The organism is Paracoccus seriniphilus (assembly GCF_028553745.1).
Lineage (GTDB): Bacteria > Pseudomonadota > Alphaproteobacteria > Rhodobacterales > Rhodobacteraceae > Paracoccus > Paracoccus seriniphilus.
The window spans coordinates 800,238-816,197 of the sequence record NZ_CP067129.1 but is presented as its reverse complement, the minus strand read 5'-3'; the positions used below and the strand labels follow the sequence as shown (position 1 = coordinate 816,197).

Here is a 15,960-nt window from a genome sequence, read left to right as displayed (position 1 = left end):
GTGGCCTCAATTACACTCAACAATCTCGGCAAGGTCTATCCGGGTGGCGCACGCGCGGTGGGCAATGTGAATCTCGACATCGCGGATGGCGAATTCATCGTTCTGGTCGGCCCTTCGGGCTGCGGCAAGTCCACCCTGCTGCGCATGGTCGCCGGCCTTGAAAGCATCACCGATGGCGAAGTCCGCATCGGCGACCGCGTGGTAAACCAGATCGAGCCGGCTGATCGCGACATCGCGATGGTGTTCCAGAACTATGCGCTTTATCCGCATATGTCCGTGCGACAGAACCTGGCCTATGGTCTGAAGAACCGGCGCACGCCCAAGGCCGAGATCGACCGTCGCGTGAATATCGCCGCCGAGATCCTGCAGATCGGCAGTTTTCTGGACCGCAAGCCTCGCGCCCTGTCGGGCGGTCAGCGTCAGCGGGTTGCCATGGGGCGGGCCATCGTGCGCGAACCGGCTGCCTTCCTGTTCGACGAGCCCCTGTCCAATCTGGATGCCAAGCTGCGCGTCGCCATGCGCCTGGAAATCAAGGAGTTGCAGAAACGTCTGCGGACAACCTCGATCTATGTGACCCATGACCAGCTTGAGGCAATGACATTGGCCGATCGCCTGGTCGTGCTGAATGGTGGCCGGGTCGAACAGATCGGCACCCCGCTGGAGGTTTACCGCCGCCCGGCATCGGCCTTTGTCGCCAGCTTCATCGGCAGCCCGGCCATGAATCTGATCGATTCCCGCGCCGTTCCGCATCTGCCGGGCACAGCCCATGCCGGAATGATCGGTATCCGCCCCGAGGATCTGAGCGTCGAGGCGGAAGGGCCGATCCTGATGGATGTGCTGGCTGTCGAGGAACTGGGCGCGCAACGTCTGGTCCATGGCCAGACCGGCGGCGAAAAGCTGACGATCGCGCTGCCTTCGGATTCCGAACTGTCCGACACGCTGCGCCTGAGCTTCGACCGCAAGAGCCTGCATCTGTTCGATCGCGAGACCGGCGCCCGCATCGCCTGAGACCGGCTGAAGCTGACTTGATCTGTCCGCGCCTGAAATGGCGCGGGCATTCTTGTCTGATGCGACAAGGGGCAAGCCATGGTAGACTGGGCAGGCAATCAAGCATGGGGTCGCCAGATGTGCCTTTCCTTGTCCTGTTCAACGCATCACCCGATAACCTGCATCATTCCTCCACATATGCTGCGGGTTCTGGCGCTGCGGGGCGATGAAAGCACCGCGCGCATGGCCCGCACATTGCTGAAGCAGACCGAAAAGCTGCGCGATCAGCGCAGCGAACATGCCGACATGACGCCGGGCACCGCGGGCGCCTCGGGCCCTTTTGAAAGCCATGCGCTGACCGATAGCGGAGAGCCCTGCTGTCCCGAGCGGCGCATCCACGACGGCCAGTTCAAGGCTGCCCTGCCCGGCAAGCTGATCCGCAATGAAGGTGATCCGCCCACCGGGGACGACGACGTGGACCGGGCCTATGACGGGGCCGGCGATGTGTTCTCACTTTTTGCCGAAGAATATGGCCGCAACTCTCTGGACGGATCGGGCATGCCTCTGGTCGCGACGGTCCGCCACCGTCGCAATTACAACAACGCCTTCTGGAACGGCACGCAGATGGCCTATGGCACCGGCGACGGAGAGGTGTTTCGCACATTTCTGGAATTGTCGGTCATCGGGCATGAGATGACCCATGGCGTGATCCAGCATTCGGGCGGGCTGATCTATGAGAACCAGTCCGGGGCACTGAACGAAAGCATCGCCGATGTGTTCGGCAGCCTGGCGTTGCAGCGGCGGCTGGGCCAGCAGGTTCATGAAGCCGACTGGCTGGTCGGGCGGGGCATCCTGGGACCCGGCGTCAATGGCGCGGCGCTGCGCAGCATGAAGGCGCCGGGCACCGCCTATGCCGATGATCTGCTGGGCAAGGATCCCCAGCCCTGGCATATGGATCACTTTGTCACCACCACGGATGACAACGGTGGCGTTCACATCAATTCCGGCATCCCCAACCATGCCTTCTACCTGTTCTGCAACTATATCGGCGGACGTGCATGGGAACTGCCCGGGCGGATCTGGTATCGCGCCTTGCAGCGGCTGAACAACCCGATGGCCACTTTTACCGATTGGGCAGATCAGACCCTGGCCGCTGCCTCGGAACTGAGCGGATCGGGCAGTTCGGAAACGTTGCTGCTCCGCCGGGCGTGGAAACTTGTTGGAATCGGGATCTGAGACTAGGATCTCGTGATGGGTGTCATTTCGGGCGGGTGCGTCGCTATGATCATAGAAATCGCGTCACAGGGCGGCTTTGGTGGTATCGCGGCATCAGCCCTGCACAAACGTATCGACGTGGATCAACAGGTCGGGCCCTTGCGGCAGGAGCTCTGCGAGGCCTTCGGCCCTGCGGAACTGGCGCGGCTGGCGCGCACGCCCTGCAACAACTGCGCGGATCGCGTGACCTATTCGATCACCATCATCCAGGGCAGCGATGCGCCGCAGAATTTCATCCTGCGCGAAGACCAGCTGCCCCCCGACACGCTGGACCTGCTGGACCGCTTCTGACGGCAAGGCTAGCCTTCGGCAGGCAGTCCGAAGATTGCCGTCGCCGCGCAGGCCAGACCCAGAATGCCATACCATGCCGATCTCGCCATCTGGCCCCGCCGATGCGCGACGATGGCCGCAACCCCGCATTGCAGCGCATAGAACAGCGCGAAGGCCCGGCTGGCCAATGCCACGATGGCCGTCACATCCGTCAGCCACAACAGCGACAGCGCGACCCCGCCGATCAGCCAATAGGCGGCGGCCTGCCCCATCCGCCCCCGGAGAAGGTCGGTCACCAACTCGCTGCTGCCAATCGAATCGGCCACGGCAGCAGAGAACTGGCTGGCCACCGCCCCCATGACCATCAGCAAGGGCAGGAGTGGTGAGACGACCCCGATCACGCCGATAAAGCCTGCAACATCGGTTTCTTCCTGAAACTGCCCGTAAAGCGGAATCATCAGCGTGAAGAAGACTACATAGATCAGAGATGACAGGATTTGCGCCCGCTTCATTGCGCGGATACGCGCTGGCGCATCATACATGTCGCCCGTGAAACGAGTCGTCTCGAAACCCTGCACGACGATCAGGAGGCCCATCAGAAAGCGCAGCTGATCCCCCGCCGCATATGCGGTCGTGACAGGCACTGAATGCCAGGCCGCCGATGCCAGATGGCCGTCTCGCCATAGCAATGTGACAAGCAGCGCAAGGATTGCCGACAGGTTCATGGCTACGGTCAGCTTTTCCGCGCGCTCGACCCCCGACAGACCGCGCGTGACGCCCATGGCACAGATGCCGATCACGAAGGCCGAGGCGATCATCGTGCCCATCACCGGCCAGTCCGCCCCGGTCAGCTTGACGACAAAGGCCCCCAGCAGGGCCAGGTAATATGTGACCGACACGAAATAGGCCGCGGCCAGAACCAGATGCGACCCGCGCTCGACCCGATTCAGGACATCACGCCCGCCGAGGGTGCAAAGCGGCTCTGCATGGGCGATGTTGAAACGGATGGCACCGCCGATGAACCACGCCAACAGGCACAGCCCGCAAATCGCGACCACCGACCAGATTCCAAGGCGCGAGGCAAGCAGCGGTACCGACACCAGGAAACCGCTGCCGATGATCGAGGCCAGCGGCGTGACCATGGCCCCCCATTTCGGCGAGTGGCGCAGGCGGGGATTGACCAGAATGGCAAGGGCAGTGGCAAAGCTGCCCAGAAGGATCCATTCGGTCGCACCCGCTTCAGCCATGGCGGCGGTTCCACAGGACCGAACTGACGAATGCGGTGGCGATGAACCCCGCCCCCAGCAGACCGGTGACCACCTCGGGCAGATGCCACATGGTCTGTCCGAACATGATGATCGACAGGGTCAGGATCGACCAGAAGGCCCCATGTTCAAGATAGCGGAACTCGGCCAGGGTGCCCTTTTCGACCAGCATGACCGTCATCGAGCGCACATACATCGCCCCGATGCCCAGCCCGATGGCAATCAGGAACAGGTTCTGCGTCAGGGCAAAGGCTCCGATCACGCCGTCAAAGCTGAACGAGGCGTCCAGAACCTCCAGGTAAAGAAAGGCACCCAGCCCCGCGCGCGCCGTTCCCATGGTGCAGGATGCGGCCTGCGCATTGCCCCATCTGTCCAGCACATGGCCCAGGGCATCCACCGCCAGAAAGGTGACGATGCCCCACATGGCGCTGAACATGAACAGCCGCTCGTCACGCACCGGCAACAGCCAGACGAAGATCAGGATGAAAACCAGAACGAATCCCACCTCCATGCCGCGCACCGATCCGCAGGCCCTCAGCCCGCGTTCCAGCCTGCCAATCCAGTGAACCTCCTTGGATTGGTCAAAAAAGAAGCTCAGCGCGACCAGCATGAGGAACGATCCGCCAAAGGCAGCAATGGGCAGATGCGCGTCACGGATCAGCTCGGCATATTCGGCGGGATGGGCGGCGGCCAGTTCGATGGCCTGAACAGGCCCGATCTGCGCGGCGATCACCACGATCATCAGCGGGAAGACAATCCGCATTCCGAAGACCGCGATCAGAATGCCCCAGGTCAGAAAGCGGCGCTGCCATTGCGGGGACATCTCTTGCAGCTTGTTGGCATTGACGATCGCATTGTCGAATGACAGCGAGATTTCCAGCACCGCCAGGACAAGCGCGATCAGCAGAAATGACAGCGCCCCGCCGGAATCATGCGAGAACTCCCATCCCAGATAACCTGCAAGCGCGATGCCCAGCCCTGTCACGATCAACGGCCAACGAAGATAGGAGAGCGTCGTGCGCATGCGGTATCCTTTCCAAGACAGGTGACAGATATTCGCCCCACGCAGGGACAGCAAGCAGTCGCACGTCACGTCATGCCTCGTGACGCGGGCACCACAGGGTCGCAGTTTCTTTTCGCGTTTTCGTCACATGTCTGATTTGACAAATGTGATGTCGCAAAATGGACGTCCTCGCAGCCTGTGACGATTACTGTGGCGGTTGAACCTGAACCAGCGCCATTCACAGCAGGTGCGTGATGACCCAGCCATATTCGACCGCCCGACTCATCGCCTCACGGCAACCCGGATTTTCCCTGCCCCGCGAACTATATTGCGGTGAACAGGCGCTGCAGGACGACCTGCAGCAGATCTGGTATCGCGAGTGGGTCTTTGCCATTCCCTCATGTGAGATTGCCAGGACCGGCAGTTTTTCGACCCTGCAACTGGGCGAATACCCGGTCATCATCGTGCGCGGTGCCGATGGCCGCGTGCGGGCCTTCCACAATGTCTGCCGCCACCGCGGGCAGCGCTTGTGTCCCAAGACCTCGGGCAGCAGCCCGAAGCTGGTCTGCCCCTATCATCAATGGACCTATGATCTGGACGGCAAGCTTCTTTATGCCCGTGACATGGGGGAAGGGTTTGATCCGTCCAGATACGGGCTGAAGCCGGTGCATTGCGCCGATATCGGCGGCATGATCTTTGTCTGCGTCGCCCCCGTGCCGCCATCGCTGGCCGATCTGGCCCAGAACCTGATGCGCTATGTCGGGCCAAGCGCACTGGCCGAATCCAAGGTCGCCCACAGCTCGACCATCATCGAAAAGGGCAACTGGAAACTGGTTCTGGAAAACAACCGCGAATGCTATCACTGCGGCGGCTCGCACCCCTCGCTGTGCCGCACCTATTCCGACGATCCGCTGATGACGGTGATGGAGGGGCCCAATGCCGCCAGCCCCGAAATCCTTGCGCATTGGGACCGCTGCGACAAGGCGAACCTGCCGTCGCGCTTTGTCCATGGCGACAACATGCAATGGCGTCTTGCCCGCGTGCCGCTGATGGACGATGCCGAAAGCTTCACCATGTCGGGCAAGGCCGCCGTGTCGCGGCGCATGGGGACGATCCCGTGGAATGACGCCGGGGCGCTGATGTTCTATCACTTCCCGTCCAGCTGGAACCACTTTCTGCCCGATCATGCGATCGTCTTCCGCATCCTGCCGATCAGCCCGACCGAAACCGAGGTCACGACGAAATGGCTGGTCCACAAGGATGCGGTCGAGGGCGAGGATTACGATCTTCAGAAGCTGACCGAAGTCTGGCTGGCCACGAATGACGAAGACCGCCGCGTCGTCGAGGAAAACCAGGCCGGAATTCTCAGCCCCGCCTATGAACCCGGCCCCTATTCCCCCAGCCAGGAAGCCGGCGTGATCCATCTGGTCGATTGGTATTGCGCCACCATGACCGAACGCCTTGGACTGCAAACGGCAGCAGAGTAGAACGCGATGACACGAACCCGCACGAACTGGGCCGTCGAGCCATGGGACGATTCCGAAATGCTGGAATGCACCCAGATCGTCCCCGAAACGGCCGATACCTGGACCTTCACCTTCCGGTCTCCCTCGGGGGCCTGGTTCGATTATCAGCCCGGTCAGTTTATTACGCTGGACCTGCCGGTTGATCCGTCAAAGGGTCAGGCCGGAAATGTCCAGCGGACCTATACGCTGTCCTCTTCTCCGTCCCGGCCGCTGTCGATTTCCGTCACCGCCAAGGCACAGGCGACATCCATCGCCACGCGCTGGATGATGGACAACCTGAAACCCGGCATGAAGATCCGCGCCTATGGGCCGTCGGGGATCTTCTCGTCCCACCGCCATCCGGCGCGCAAATATCTGTTCATCTCCGCCGGTTCGGGCATCACCCCGATGATGTCGATGACCACCTGGGCCTGGGACAGTGGCGAGGACCATGACATCGTCTTTGTCCATGCCGCGCGCCGTCCCTCGGACATCATCTTCCGCCAGCGGCTGGAGCAATTCGCCCACCGTTCGCCCGGCCTGCAATTGCGTTTCACCGTCGAAGAGCCTGAACCGTTCAAGACCTGGCATGGCTATCAGGGCCGTCTCAGCCAGATCATGCTGGGGCTGATGGCCTCGGATTATCTGGAGCGCGAGGTGTTCTGCTGTGGCCCCGAGCCCTTCATGCAGGCCGTGCGCGACATGCTGATCGCGCTGGGTTACGACATGGACCACTACCATCAGGAAAGCTTTGGCGCGCCGGTGGAATCCGAAGCCGAATCGCCCGAGATGGACGATGTCATTCCCGACGAGGAGAGCCGCGCACAGATTTCCTTCACCACCAGCGGCGTGACGACCGGCTGCGCCGAGACCGACACCGTGCTGGCTGTCGCCAAGCGCGCGGGGCTGAACATCCCGTCAGGCTGCACCTTTGGTCTGTGTGGCACCTGCAAGATCAAGAAGGTCTCGGGCGAGGTGCATATGGTCCATAACGGCGGCATCTCGGACGAGGATATCGAGGACGGCTGGATCCTGGCCTGCTGCTCGAACCCGATGGGCAAGATCGCCGTCGAGGTCTGATCGCGATAACGGGCGGGCGCGGACTAGCTGTCCTGAAGCGCCCGCACCAGCCGGGTGAAATCCTCGCCGCGCTTTTCGAAATTGGGGTATTGGTCAAAGCTGGCGGCTGCGGGTGCCAGCAAAACGGTATCACCGGGCTCGGCATCCGCCGCGGCCTGACGAACAGCCTGTTCCATCGTGTCCGAAATCTCGTAGGGCGTCTGACCCAACTCCAGTGCGAAATCCCGCGCCGAATGGCCGATCAGATAGGCCTTGGTCACATTGCCCAGATAGGGCTGCAGATCGGAAATGCCGCCTTCTTTCCCCAGACCGCCTCCGATCCAGCGGATATGCGAGAAGGCCTGCAGGGCTTTCGCCGCGGCATCGACATTTGTCGCCTTGGAGTCATTCACATATTTGACGCCGCCAATTTCGGCCACCAGTTGGCTGCGATGGGGCAGACCGGCAAAGCTGTGGAAGGCGGCCTCGATCTGGCGCGGGGCCAGACCAACCGCGCGGCAGGCCGCATAGGCGGCACAGGCATTCTGATGGTTATGCGCACCTGGCAGGCCGGAAATCTGGCGCAGATCGATCGAAGCGGCCTGACGGCCCTTGCGGTATTCCGACAGGAAGCCCTTGCGCGCAAAGACCGACCATGCCGCGCGATCCAGCTTTTGCCCCGCCGAAATGCGGATGACCCGATCATCGGATGGTCCCATGCCCAGCTGGTTTGCCAGATACAGGCCCTGATCCTCATCAACACCAATCACCGCGCGGTCCGGCCCACCTTCGGCAAACAGCCGTCGCTTGGCTGCGAAATAGCCCCCCGGACCGCCATGACGGTCCAGATGGTCGGGCGAAAGATTGGTAAAGACGGCGACATCCGGTGTCAGCGCACGGGCAAGATCGGTCTGATAGCTGGACAGTTCCAGCACCACGACCTCGCCATCGACGGCGGGCTCAAGCGACAGCACACCGGTGCCGATATTGCCACCCATCTGCGCGGGCCGGCCACATTCGGTCAGAACATGATGGATCAGCGCGGTCGTGGTGGATTTGCCATTGGATCCCGTGACCGCAATGATGCGCGGCGCACGGTCGAAATAGGACCAGTCCTCGTTGGCATAGCTGCGAAAGAACAGGCCGATGTCATTGTCCACCGGCACCCCAAGCGCATAGGCCTGTGCGATGACCGGGTGCGGTTTGGGGTAAAGATGCGCAATACCCGGCGAGGCGATCAGCGCCGTCACCTCATGCCATGATTCCGCGCGGGTCAGATCGACGATCCGCACGCCTTCTGCTGCAGCCGCCTCGCGTGTGTCGTTGCCGTCATCCCATGCGATGACATTGGCCCCGCCGGCGGTCAGCGCCGCCACGGTGGCCCTGCCCGAGCGGCCAAGCCCAAGCACCGCAATAGTCTGGTTTTCAACGCCTTCGACGGGAATCATGACGACCTCTCTTGATGAATGCGACGGATCGCCTAGCGCAGCTTGAGCGTCGCCAGACCGATCAGCGCAAGGATAAGCGCAATGATCCAGAATCGAATGACGATCTGCGGCTCGGCCCAGCCTTTCTTCTCGAAATGGTGGTGGATCGGCGCCATCAGGAACACGCGCTTGCCGGTGCGTTTGAAATAGAGCACCTGGATGATCACACTCAGCGCCTCGACCACGAACAGGCCGCCAACGATGGCCAGCACGATCTCGTGCTTGGTGACCACGGCAATGGCACCCAAGGCACCACCAAGCGCCAGCGAGCCGGTATCGCCCATGAAGACCGCAGCGGGTGGCGCGTTATACCACAGGAAGCCCAGACCGCCGCCGATCAGCGCCGCGACGAAGATCAGGATCTCGCCCGAACCGGGCACGTGATGCACGCCCAGATATTCGGTGAAATCAACGCGCCCCACCGTATAGGCGATGACCCCCAATGTGGCCGCCGCAATCATCACCGGCATGACGGCCAGCCCGTCCAGACCATCGGTCAGGTTCACGGCATTGGCGGCACCCACGATCACGATCATCGCGAAGGGGACAAAGAAGACGCCCAGATTGATCAGTGCGTTCTTGAAGACCGGCAAGGCCAACTGACCACTCAGTTCCGCGGGATGCAGCCACATCGCCCAGATCGAGGCAATGCAGGCCAGTGCCAGCCCCAGCCCCATGCGGATGCGCCCGGAAACGCCCTTGGTGTTGTTCTTGCTGACCTTGGCATAGTCATCGGCGAAACCGATGGCGGCATAGCCCGCCGTGACGGTCAGAACGATCCAGACATATCCGTTTTCCAGCCTTGCCCAAAGCAGGGTCGAAAAGAACAGCGCCGACAGGATCAGCAGCCCGCCCATGGTGGGCGTACCTGCCTTGACGAAGTGGCCTTCGGGGCCGTCATCGCGGATCGGCTGGCCTTTCTTCTGCGACTTGCGCAGATAGTTGATCAGCGGTCGCCCGAAAATGAATCCGAAGATCAAAGCGGTAAAAAACGCCGCGCCTGCCCTGAATGTAATGTATCGAAACAGGTTGAAGAGGTCGCCCCCTTCGGAAAAGCTGCTCAGCCAATAGAGCATTCATCATCCCCTCGTTTGAGGTCAGTCGTCTGCCCATAATTACGCAGCGCGTCAACCACGGTCGAAATCCGCGAAGATTTCGACCCTTTCACCAGAACAATATCGCCGTCGCGGACCAGATCGGCGGCCCGCTCGGCCAATTCCGCCGCATCTGCGGCCCAATCGCCGCGCTTTTCAAGCGGCAGGGCGTCATACAGATGCCGCATTCGCGGCCCCGCCATATGCACCAGATCGACCGATTCCATCGCCGGATCCTGCGCGACTGTGCGGTGCAGGGCGATCTCATCAGGGCCGAGTTCCAGCATGTCGCCCAGAATGGCTACGCGGCGTCCACCTTCCAGCCCGGCCAGGGTCGCGAGCCCTGCCGCCAATGAGGCCGGATTGGCGTTGAAGGCATCATCGATCAGGCGAAACCGCCCGATATCCTCAAGAGCGCCGCGGCCCTTGGGGGGCTGCCAGTCGCCAAGACGGGCAGCGGCCTGTTTGACATCGGCCCCGGCGGCCGCCAGGGCAGCCAGAACGCCCACGGCATTCATGGCAAAATGTGCACCTGTGGTTTGAAGCGTGAATTCGACCATCTCGCCGGCAATGCGCGCGCGGCATTTCAGCCGCCCCTCCATGGGCCGGGCCATGATCAGCCGCGCCATGCCGTCGCGTCCGAAACCGACCACCACCGCACCGGCGGCATCCGCGCAATCACGCAGGATACCGGTGACGGGCAAATCCTCGGGAAGGATGGCGGTTCCGATGGCTTGCAGGCCCTGAAAGATCGCGCCTTTTTCCCGCGCGATGCCCTCGATCGCGCCAAAGGCCTCCAGATGCGCGGCAGCGACCGTGGTGATCATCGCAACATGCGGGCGCGCCATGCACGACAGCGGCGCGATTTCGCCCGGATGATTCATGCCGATCTCGATGATCGCGAAATCGGTATCGGCAGGCATCCGCGCCAGGGTCAGCGGAACGCCCCAGTGATTGTTGTAGCTGGCTTCGGCGGCATGGATCCGACCCTGCCCTGTCAGGGCCGTGCGCGCCATGTCCTTGGTCGAGGTCTTGCCGACCGAGCCGGTAATGGCGATGACACGCCCGCCCATACGTTGCCGCGCGGCGCGGCCCAGATCTTCCAGGGCGTGCAGCACGTCGGGCACGATCAGCAGCGGCGCATCCGGCGCAACATCTTCGGGCACACGGCTGACCAGTGCCGCCGCTGCGCCCTTTTTCAGCGCCTGTGCGACGAAATCATGGCCATCGCGCTGATCGGTCAGCGCCACGAACAGATCGCCGGCCTGCAATGTGCGTGTGTCGATCGAAACGCCCGTGGCTTTCCAGTCGCCGCAAGCTTCGCCATGCGTTGCAGCCGCAGCTTCGGCGGCATTCCAGAGACTCATATCTTGCCATCCAGCGCAGCAACGGCGACCGAGGCCTGTTCCGCATCATCGAAAGGGTAAAGATCCTGCCCGACCAACTGGCCGGTTTCATGGCCCTTGCCGGCAATCAGCAGGGCATCGCCGGGCTGCAGGGCATCGACTCCGCGCAAGATCGCCTCGGCCCGATCTCCGACCTCTATCGCCTCGGGGCCGGCCCCCTCCATGACAGCCGCACGAATGGCAGCCGGATCCTCAGAGCGTGGATTGTCATCGGTCACGATCACCACATCGGCAAATTCACGGGCCGCCTGCCCCATCAGAGGCCGTTTGCCGCGATCCCGGTCACCGCCCGCGCCCAGCACGATGACGATGCGGCCCATCACATGCGGGCGCAGCGATTGCAGCGCGGCGATGACCGCGCCGGGCTTGTGGGCGTAATCGACGAAAACCGCCGCGCCGTTTTCGCGTTGCGCGACCAGTTGCATCCGGCCCCGCACGGTCTGCAGCTGCGGCAGCACCGACAGGATACGCTCTGCCGAATCCCCCGATGCAAGGGCCAGCCCCGCCGCCATCAGCACATTTTCCGCCTGAAATCCGCCAATCAATGGCAGACGCACCATCTGGGTCTGCCCCATCAGCGAGAAACGCAGATCCTGACCCGTCGCATCATAGCGCTGGCCCAGAATGCGCAGCATGGCGTCCTGACCCTGACCAACCGTCGTGACGGCCAGGCCACGATCGCGGGCAATCTCGGCCATCTGACGTCCGCGTTCACCATCGATATTGATGACGGCCGATTCGCCCTCTTCCAGGATGTGATTGAACAGCAGCGCCTTGGCCGCGAAATATTCGTCAAACCCGGCGTGGTAGTCCAGATGATCCTGACTGAAATTGGTGAACCCGCCAGCCTCGACCCGCACACCGTCCAGCCGCCGTTGATCCAGCCCGTGGCTGGAAGCCTCCATCGCGGCATGGGTCACGCCTGCCGCCCCGGCTTCGGACAGCATACGATGCAAGGTGATGGGTTCGGGCGTGGTATGGGCCAGCTTTGCGTGATAATCGCCCTCGACCCCCATGGTGCCAAGGCTGATCGCCTTGTGCCCCAAGGCCTGCCAGATCTGACGGGTAAAGCTGGCAACCGAAGTTTTCCCCGAAGTTCCGGTCACCGCCACCACATGTTCGGGTTGTGCCTCGAACCACAGGGCGGCGGCCCCGGCCAAAGCGGCGCGCGGATCCTCGGCGATGATCAAGGCCCCAGGCCAATCCTTCAGCACATCGGCGGCCAGCGCCTCGCCTGCGCGATCGGTCAGCACCGCCCCCGCATCCATCCGCAGGGCATAGGTGATGAATTCCGCCCCATGCACAGTGGTCCCCGGCAATGCGGCAAACAGATGCCCCGGCTTGACCGTTCTGCTATCGACCGAAAGACCGGTAATGACGGCGTCGCGCCCGTCCCTTGTCCGCAGCCCCAGCTGCGACAGCGATTTCGTGGCCTGCTGGTTCACCCTGTCACCCGTTATTTGTTCGAGACGAGCCTTACCCCATCGCCGGACGCAGGTTCAACACGCGGCTGAAAGCGCGCCGCAATGGTCGGCAGCTTTTCGTCGGTTCTGGCCTTGAGCCCCAGCAGGGGCGCAAGCCGCCGGACCAGTTCGGCCGCGACCGGCACCGCTGTCAGCCCCGCCGTGCGGCTCTCGCCGCCCCGCGCATTGGTGATCGAGGGTTCGTCCAGCGTCACGACCAGGACATATTGGGGATCGCTGGCCGGAAAGACCGAGGCGAAGGTGGCGACAACCTTGTTCTTGTAATAGCCGCCCGAAGGACGCGGCTTGTCGGCGGTGCCGGTCTTGCCCGCGACCTCATAGCCCTCGACATCGGCGCGCCGGGCAGTCCCGCGCGTCACCACCTGCCGCAACATTCCGATGGCCAGCTCCGCCGCGCGCGGCGACAGGATCTGTTCTCCTTCTGGCCGCTTGCGACCGTGAATCAGGGTGGGCGTGACCTTCCTGCCGTGATTGCCGATGGTCGCATAGGCCGCCGCCAGATGCAGTGGGCTGGCCGCCAGACCGTGACCAAAGGAAACCGTCGCCGCCGTCACGGCAGGCCAGCGTGACGGCACCAGGGGCTGGCCGGTTGGTGCCTCGACCATCTCGATGGAGGTCGGCTCGAACAGACCCAGCTTCTTCAGAAAGTCCTTCTGACGCTCGATGCCCAGCATCTGCGCGATGCGCACGGTGCCGACATTGGAGGATTTCACGATCACATCGGTCACGCTGAGCGTCTTGCCGTAATTGTGGAAATCATGGATCAGATATTTCCCGATCTTTATCGGGCTGGTGGAATTGATACTGGTGTTGGGGTTGATCAGCTTCAGATCCATCGCCTGCGCGATCGGGAATATCTTGAAGGTCGACCCCAGCTCATACTGCCCCTGAACCGCGCGGTTGAACAAAGGGCTGTCCGAAGCATCGCCCTTCAACAGGGGACGGGGCCGGTCATTGGGGTCGAAATCCGGCAGGCTGGCCATGGCGACGATTTCGCCGGTCTTGATTTCCAGCAGGATGCCCGCAGCACCCTTGGCATTCATCACCTTCATGCCCGAGGCCAGCACTTCCTCCATGGCAGACTGCGCCGTCAGGTCGATGGAGAGCGCCAGCGGCGCGCCATCATGCGAGGGATCGCGCAGCCAGTTGTCGAAGGCCTTTTCCACCCCGGCGATGCCCAGAACCTCGGCGCTGCTGACGCCTTCCTGGCCAAAGCCCGAACCGCCCAGAATATGGCTGGCGATGCTGCCATTGGGATAGATGCGCATCTCGCGCGGCCCGAACAGCAGGCCCGGCTCGCCGATGTCATGCACGGCCTGCATCTGCTCGGGGCTGATCTTGCGCTTGATCCACATGAATTTGCGGGTGCCGGTAAAATCGCGGATCAGCCGCTCTTCGTCCAGATCGGGAAATATCTGCGCAAGCCCGCGTGCCGCGCCGACGGGATCGATCATCTGATGGGGATGGGCATAGACCGAATGGGTCAGCAGATTCGTCGCCAGCACACGCCCACGACGGTCGGTGATATCGGCACGCTGCGAGATGATCTGCGAGGACAGAACCTGGGCGCGGGGCTCGCTTGGCTCGCTGGAGGCCAGGGCCCCCATCCGCAGGCCGACCGTTGCGAAGGCCAGGATGAAACAGGCCGACATCAGCACCAGCCGACCCTCGGCGCGCCGCCGGGCCTTGTCCTGAATGGCTTCATGACGCAGGCGCCGGTTCTCGGCTTCGATCTCGTCGGGGTTCTCGCCGCGGTCACGGGCACGCAGGATTCGTGCCAAGGGGCGCAGGGGGGTGCGGATCATGGCTGTTCCTCCTGAAGATCGGCATCATCGCCGGCATCATCAATCGCCTCGGCGGGCCGGGGCTTGGGATAATCCACATGTTCAAGACCGACGAACTGGGTCGATTCCACCGGGACCAGCTGCAACCGCTCGAAGTTGAGATCGACCAGTTCGGCCAGCCGTTCGGGGCGGTTCAGATAGGCCCATTCGGCCCGCAGGACACCCAGATCCTCGCGAAGCCCGCCAATTTCGCGTTGCACCTGCGCCATGGAACTGATCGCGGCCTGTGTGCGGTAGTTTTCGCGATAGGCCCAGAATGCCAAACCCATCACCAGCAAGGTCACCGCCAGATAGGTCAGCGAGCGCATCACCCACCCCCCTTGACCGGTAGCCTTGGCATGGCCAGCGCGCCATCATCCGCGCGCCCTGCCGGAGCTTCGGTGCGCACCGCAACCCGCAACAGGGCCGAGCGCGCACGCGGGTTCTGATCGGTCTCACCCGGATCCGGGCCGATCGCGCGCCGGAATGGCAGCCGGAAAGCGGCGGGGGCGACCTCCTGCACGGGCGCATAGCGACTGCCCCCGCCCCCGGTGTTCGAACGCGCCTGCATGAAACGCTTGACGATGCGGTCCTCCAACGAATGAAAGCTGACCACCGCCAACTGGCCACCGGGCTTCAGGGCCCGTTCGGCGGCGGACAGCCCCTCGACCAGTTGCCGGAATTCGTCATTCACCCAGATGCGGATCGCCTGAAAACTGCGCGTGGCCGGATGACTTTGGCCCGGCTTGGGGCGAGGCAGACAATGGGAGACCACCTCGGCCAATTGCGCGGTGGTCGTCAAGGGACGCGCGGCAACAATGGCGCGCGCAATCCGGCGCGAGGCCCGCTCCTCGCCGTAATGATACAGCACATCCGCGATCACGGCCTCATCGGCGGTGTTCAGCAGTTCCGCAGCCGAAGGCCCGTCCTGCGCCATGCGCATGTCCAGCGGCCCTTCGCGCATGAAGGAAAAGCCGCGCTCGGCCTGATCAAGCTGCATCGAACTGACGCCCAGATCCAGCACCACACCGTCCAGAGGTTCGCCCGCCAGTGTATCCAGATCGGAAAAGGTGCCCTCGACCAGACGCAGCCGGTCGCCGAAATCCGCCGCCCAGTCCCGTGCCATCTCGAAGACCATGGGATCACGATCGACCCCGATCACCCTGTCTGCACCGGCCGCCAGCAGGCCGCGGGCATAACCGCCCGCACCGAATGTTCCGTCCAGCCAGACACCCGAAACCGGCGCCACCGCACGAAGCAGCGGGTTCAGCAGAACCGGAATATGTGGATCAGCAGCCATGG

14 protein-coding genes are annotated in these 15,960 nt (G+C 62.8%); 5 read left to right on the top strand and 9 right to left on the bottom strand.

Translation table 11 applies throughout. The features are described from left to right. The 3 genes from JHW44_RS03995 to JHW44_RS03985 all read left to right on the top strand — a co-directional run bounded on the left by JHW44_RS03995 (nt 1) and on the right by JHW44_RS03985 (nt 2,553). A complete protein-coding gene (locus JHW44_RS03995; RefSeq protein ID WP_089344960.1) occupies nt 1-1,008 on the top strand; it encodes a sn-glycerol-3-phosphate import ATP-binding protein UgpC in 1,008 nt (335 codons plus the stop codon). 78 nt (nt 1,009-1,086) lie between these two features. Next, nucleotides 1,087-2,223: a M4 family metallopeptidase gene (locus JHW44_RS03990; RefSeq protein WP_218822582.1), complete on the top strand. Its 1,137-nt coding sequence runs from the start codon at nt 1,087-1,089 to the stop codon at nt 2,221-2,223. 45 nt (nt 2,224-2,268) lie between these two features. Further along, nucleotides 2,269-2,553 (top strand): protealysin inhibitor emfourin, encoded by a 285-nt coding sequence (locus JHW44_RS03985; RefSeq protein WP_089344958.1) that lies wholly within the window; start codon nt 2,269-2,271, stop codon nt 2,551-2,553. Nucleotides 2,554-2,561: 8 nt separating this feature from the next. On the opposite strand, the gene JHW44_RS03980 is transcribed toward JHW44_RS03985, so the two are convergent. Beyond that, entirely contained in the window at nt 2,562-3,779 is a 1,218-nt protein-coding gene (locus JHW44_RS03980; protein ID WP_089344957.1) for a hypothetical protein, read from the bottom strand. Beyond that, complete coding sequence (locus JHW44_RS03975; RefSeq protein ID WP_089344956.1) at nt 3,772-4,821, bottom strand: DUF475 domain-containing protein; 1,050 nt, start codon at nt 4,819-4,821, stop codon at nt 3,772-3,774. Before JHW44_RS03975 ends, JHW44_RS03980 begins: the two co-directional genes overlap by 8 nt. Nucleotides 4,822-5,054: 233 nt before the next feature. Here JHW44_RS03975 and JHW44_RS03970 point away from each other — a divergent pair, with 233 nt between their 5' ends. Together JHW44_RS03970 and JHW44_RS03965 are read left to right on the top strand one after the other, a co-directional pair. Continuing rightward, nucleotides 5,055-6,287: an aromatic ring-hydroxylating oxygenase subunit alpha gene (locus JHW44_RS03970; protein ID WP_089344955.1), complete on the top strand. Its 1,233-nt coding sequence runs from the start codon at nt 5,055-5,057 to the stop codon at nt 6,285-6,287. A gap of 6 nt (nt 6,288-6,293) precedes the next feature. Then, nucleotides 6,294-7,385 (top strand): FAD-binding oxidoreductase, encoded by a 1,092-nt coding sequence (locus tag JHW44_RS03965; protein WP_089344954.1) that lies wholly within the window; start codon nt 6,294-6,296, stop codon nt 7,383-7,385. A gap of 23 nt (nt 7,386-7,408) precedes the next feature. Here JHW44_RS03965 and murD read toward each other — a convergent pair whose 3' ends face one another. Genes murD through rsmH form a run of 7 tightly spaced genes read right to left on the bottom strand, consistent with a single transcriptional unit; the run spans nt 7,409 to nt 15,958 of the window. Beyond that, entirely contained in the window at nt 7,409-8,812 is a 1,404-nt protein-coding gene (murD, locus tag JHW44_RS03960; RefSeq protein WP_089344953.1) for a UDP-N-acetylmuramoyl-L-alanine--D-glutamate ligase, read from the bottom strand. 32 nt (nt 8,813-8,844) lie between these two features. Next, the gene (mraY, locus tag JHW44_RS03955; RefSeq protein ID WP_089344952.1) at nt 8,845-9,927 is read right to left on the bottom strand and encodes a phospho-N-acetylmuramoyl-pentapeptide-transferase; all 1,083 of its coding nucleotides are present in this window, start codon (nt 9,925-9,927) and stop codon (nt 8,845-8,847) included. Further along, nucleotides 9,912-11,312 carry a UDP-N-acetylmuramoyl-tripeptide--D-alanyl-D-alanine ligase gene (locus JHW44_RS03950; protein ID WP_089344951.1) on the bottom strand — a complete coding sequence of 467 codons (1,401 nt, stop codon included), beginning with the start codon at nt 11,310-11,312 and terminating at the stop codon, nt 9,912-9,914. Before JHW44_RS03950 ends, mraY begins: the two co-directional genes overlap by 16 nt. Next, nucleotides 11,309-12,796, bottom strand: coding sequence for a UDP-N-acetylmuramoyl-L-alanyl-D-glutamate--2,6-diaminopimelate ligase (locus JHW44_RS03945; protein WP_179217749.1), 1,488 nt, complete (start codon nt 12,794-12,796; stop codon nt 11,309-11,311). The genes JHW44_RS03950 and JHW44_RS03945 overlap by 4 nt, the downstream gene beginning before the upstream one ends. Nucleotides 12,797-12,807: 11 nt before the next feature. Next, entirely contained in the window at nt 12,808-14,640 is a 1,833-nt protein-coding gene (locus JHW44_RS03940; protein ID WP_089344950.1) for a peptidoglycan D,D-transpeptidase FtsI family protein, read from the bottom strand. Continuing rightward, entirely contained in the window at nt 14,637-14,987 is a 351-nt protein-coding gene (gene ftsL, locus JHW44_RS03935; protein ID WP_089344949.1) for a cell division protein FtsL, read from the bottom strand. Before ftsL ends, JHW44_RS03940 begins: the two co-directional genes overlap by 4 nt. Continuing rightward, entirely contained in the window at nt 14,987-15,958 is a 972-nt protein-coding gene (rsmH, locus tag JHW44_RS03930; protein WP_089344948.1) for a 16S rRNA (cytosine(1402)-N(4))-methyltransferase RsmH, read from the bottom strand. Before rsmH ends, ftsL begins: the two co-directional genes overlap by 1 nt. Between the last annotated feature and the right edge of the window lie 2 nt (nt 15,959-15,960).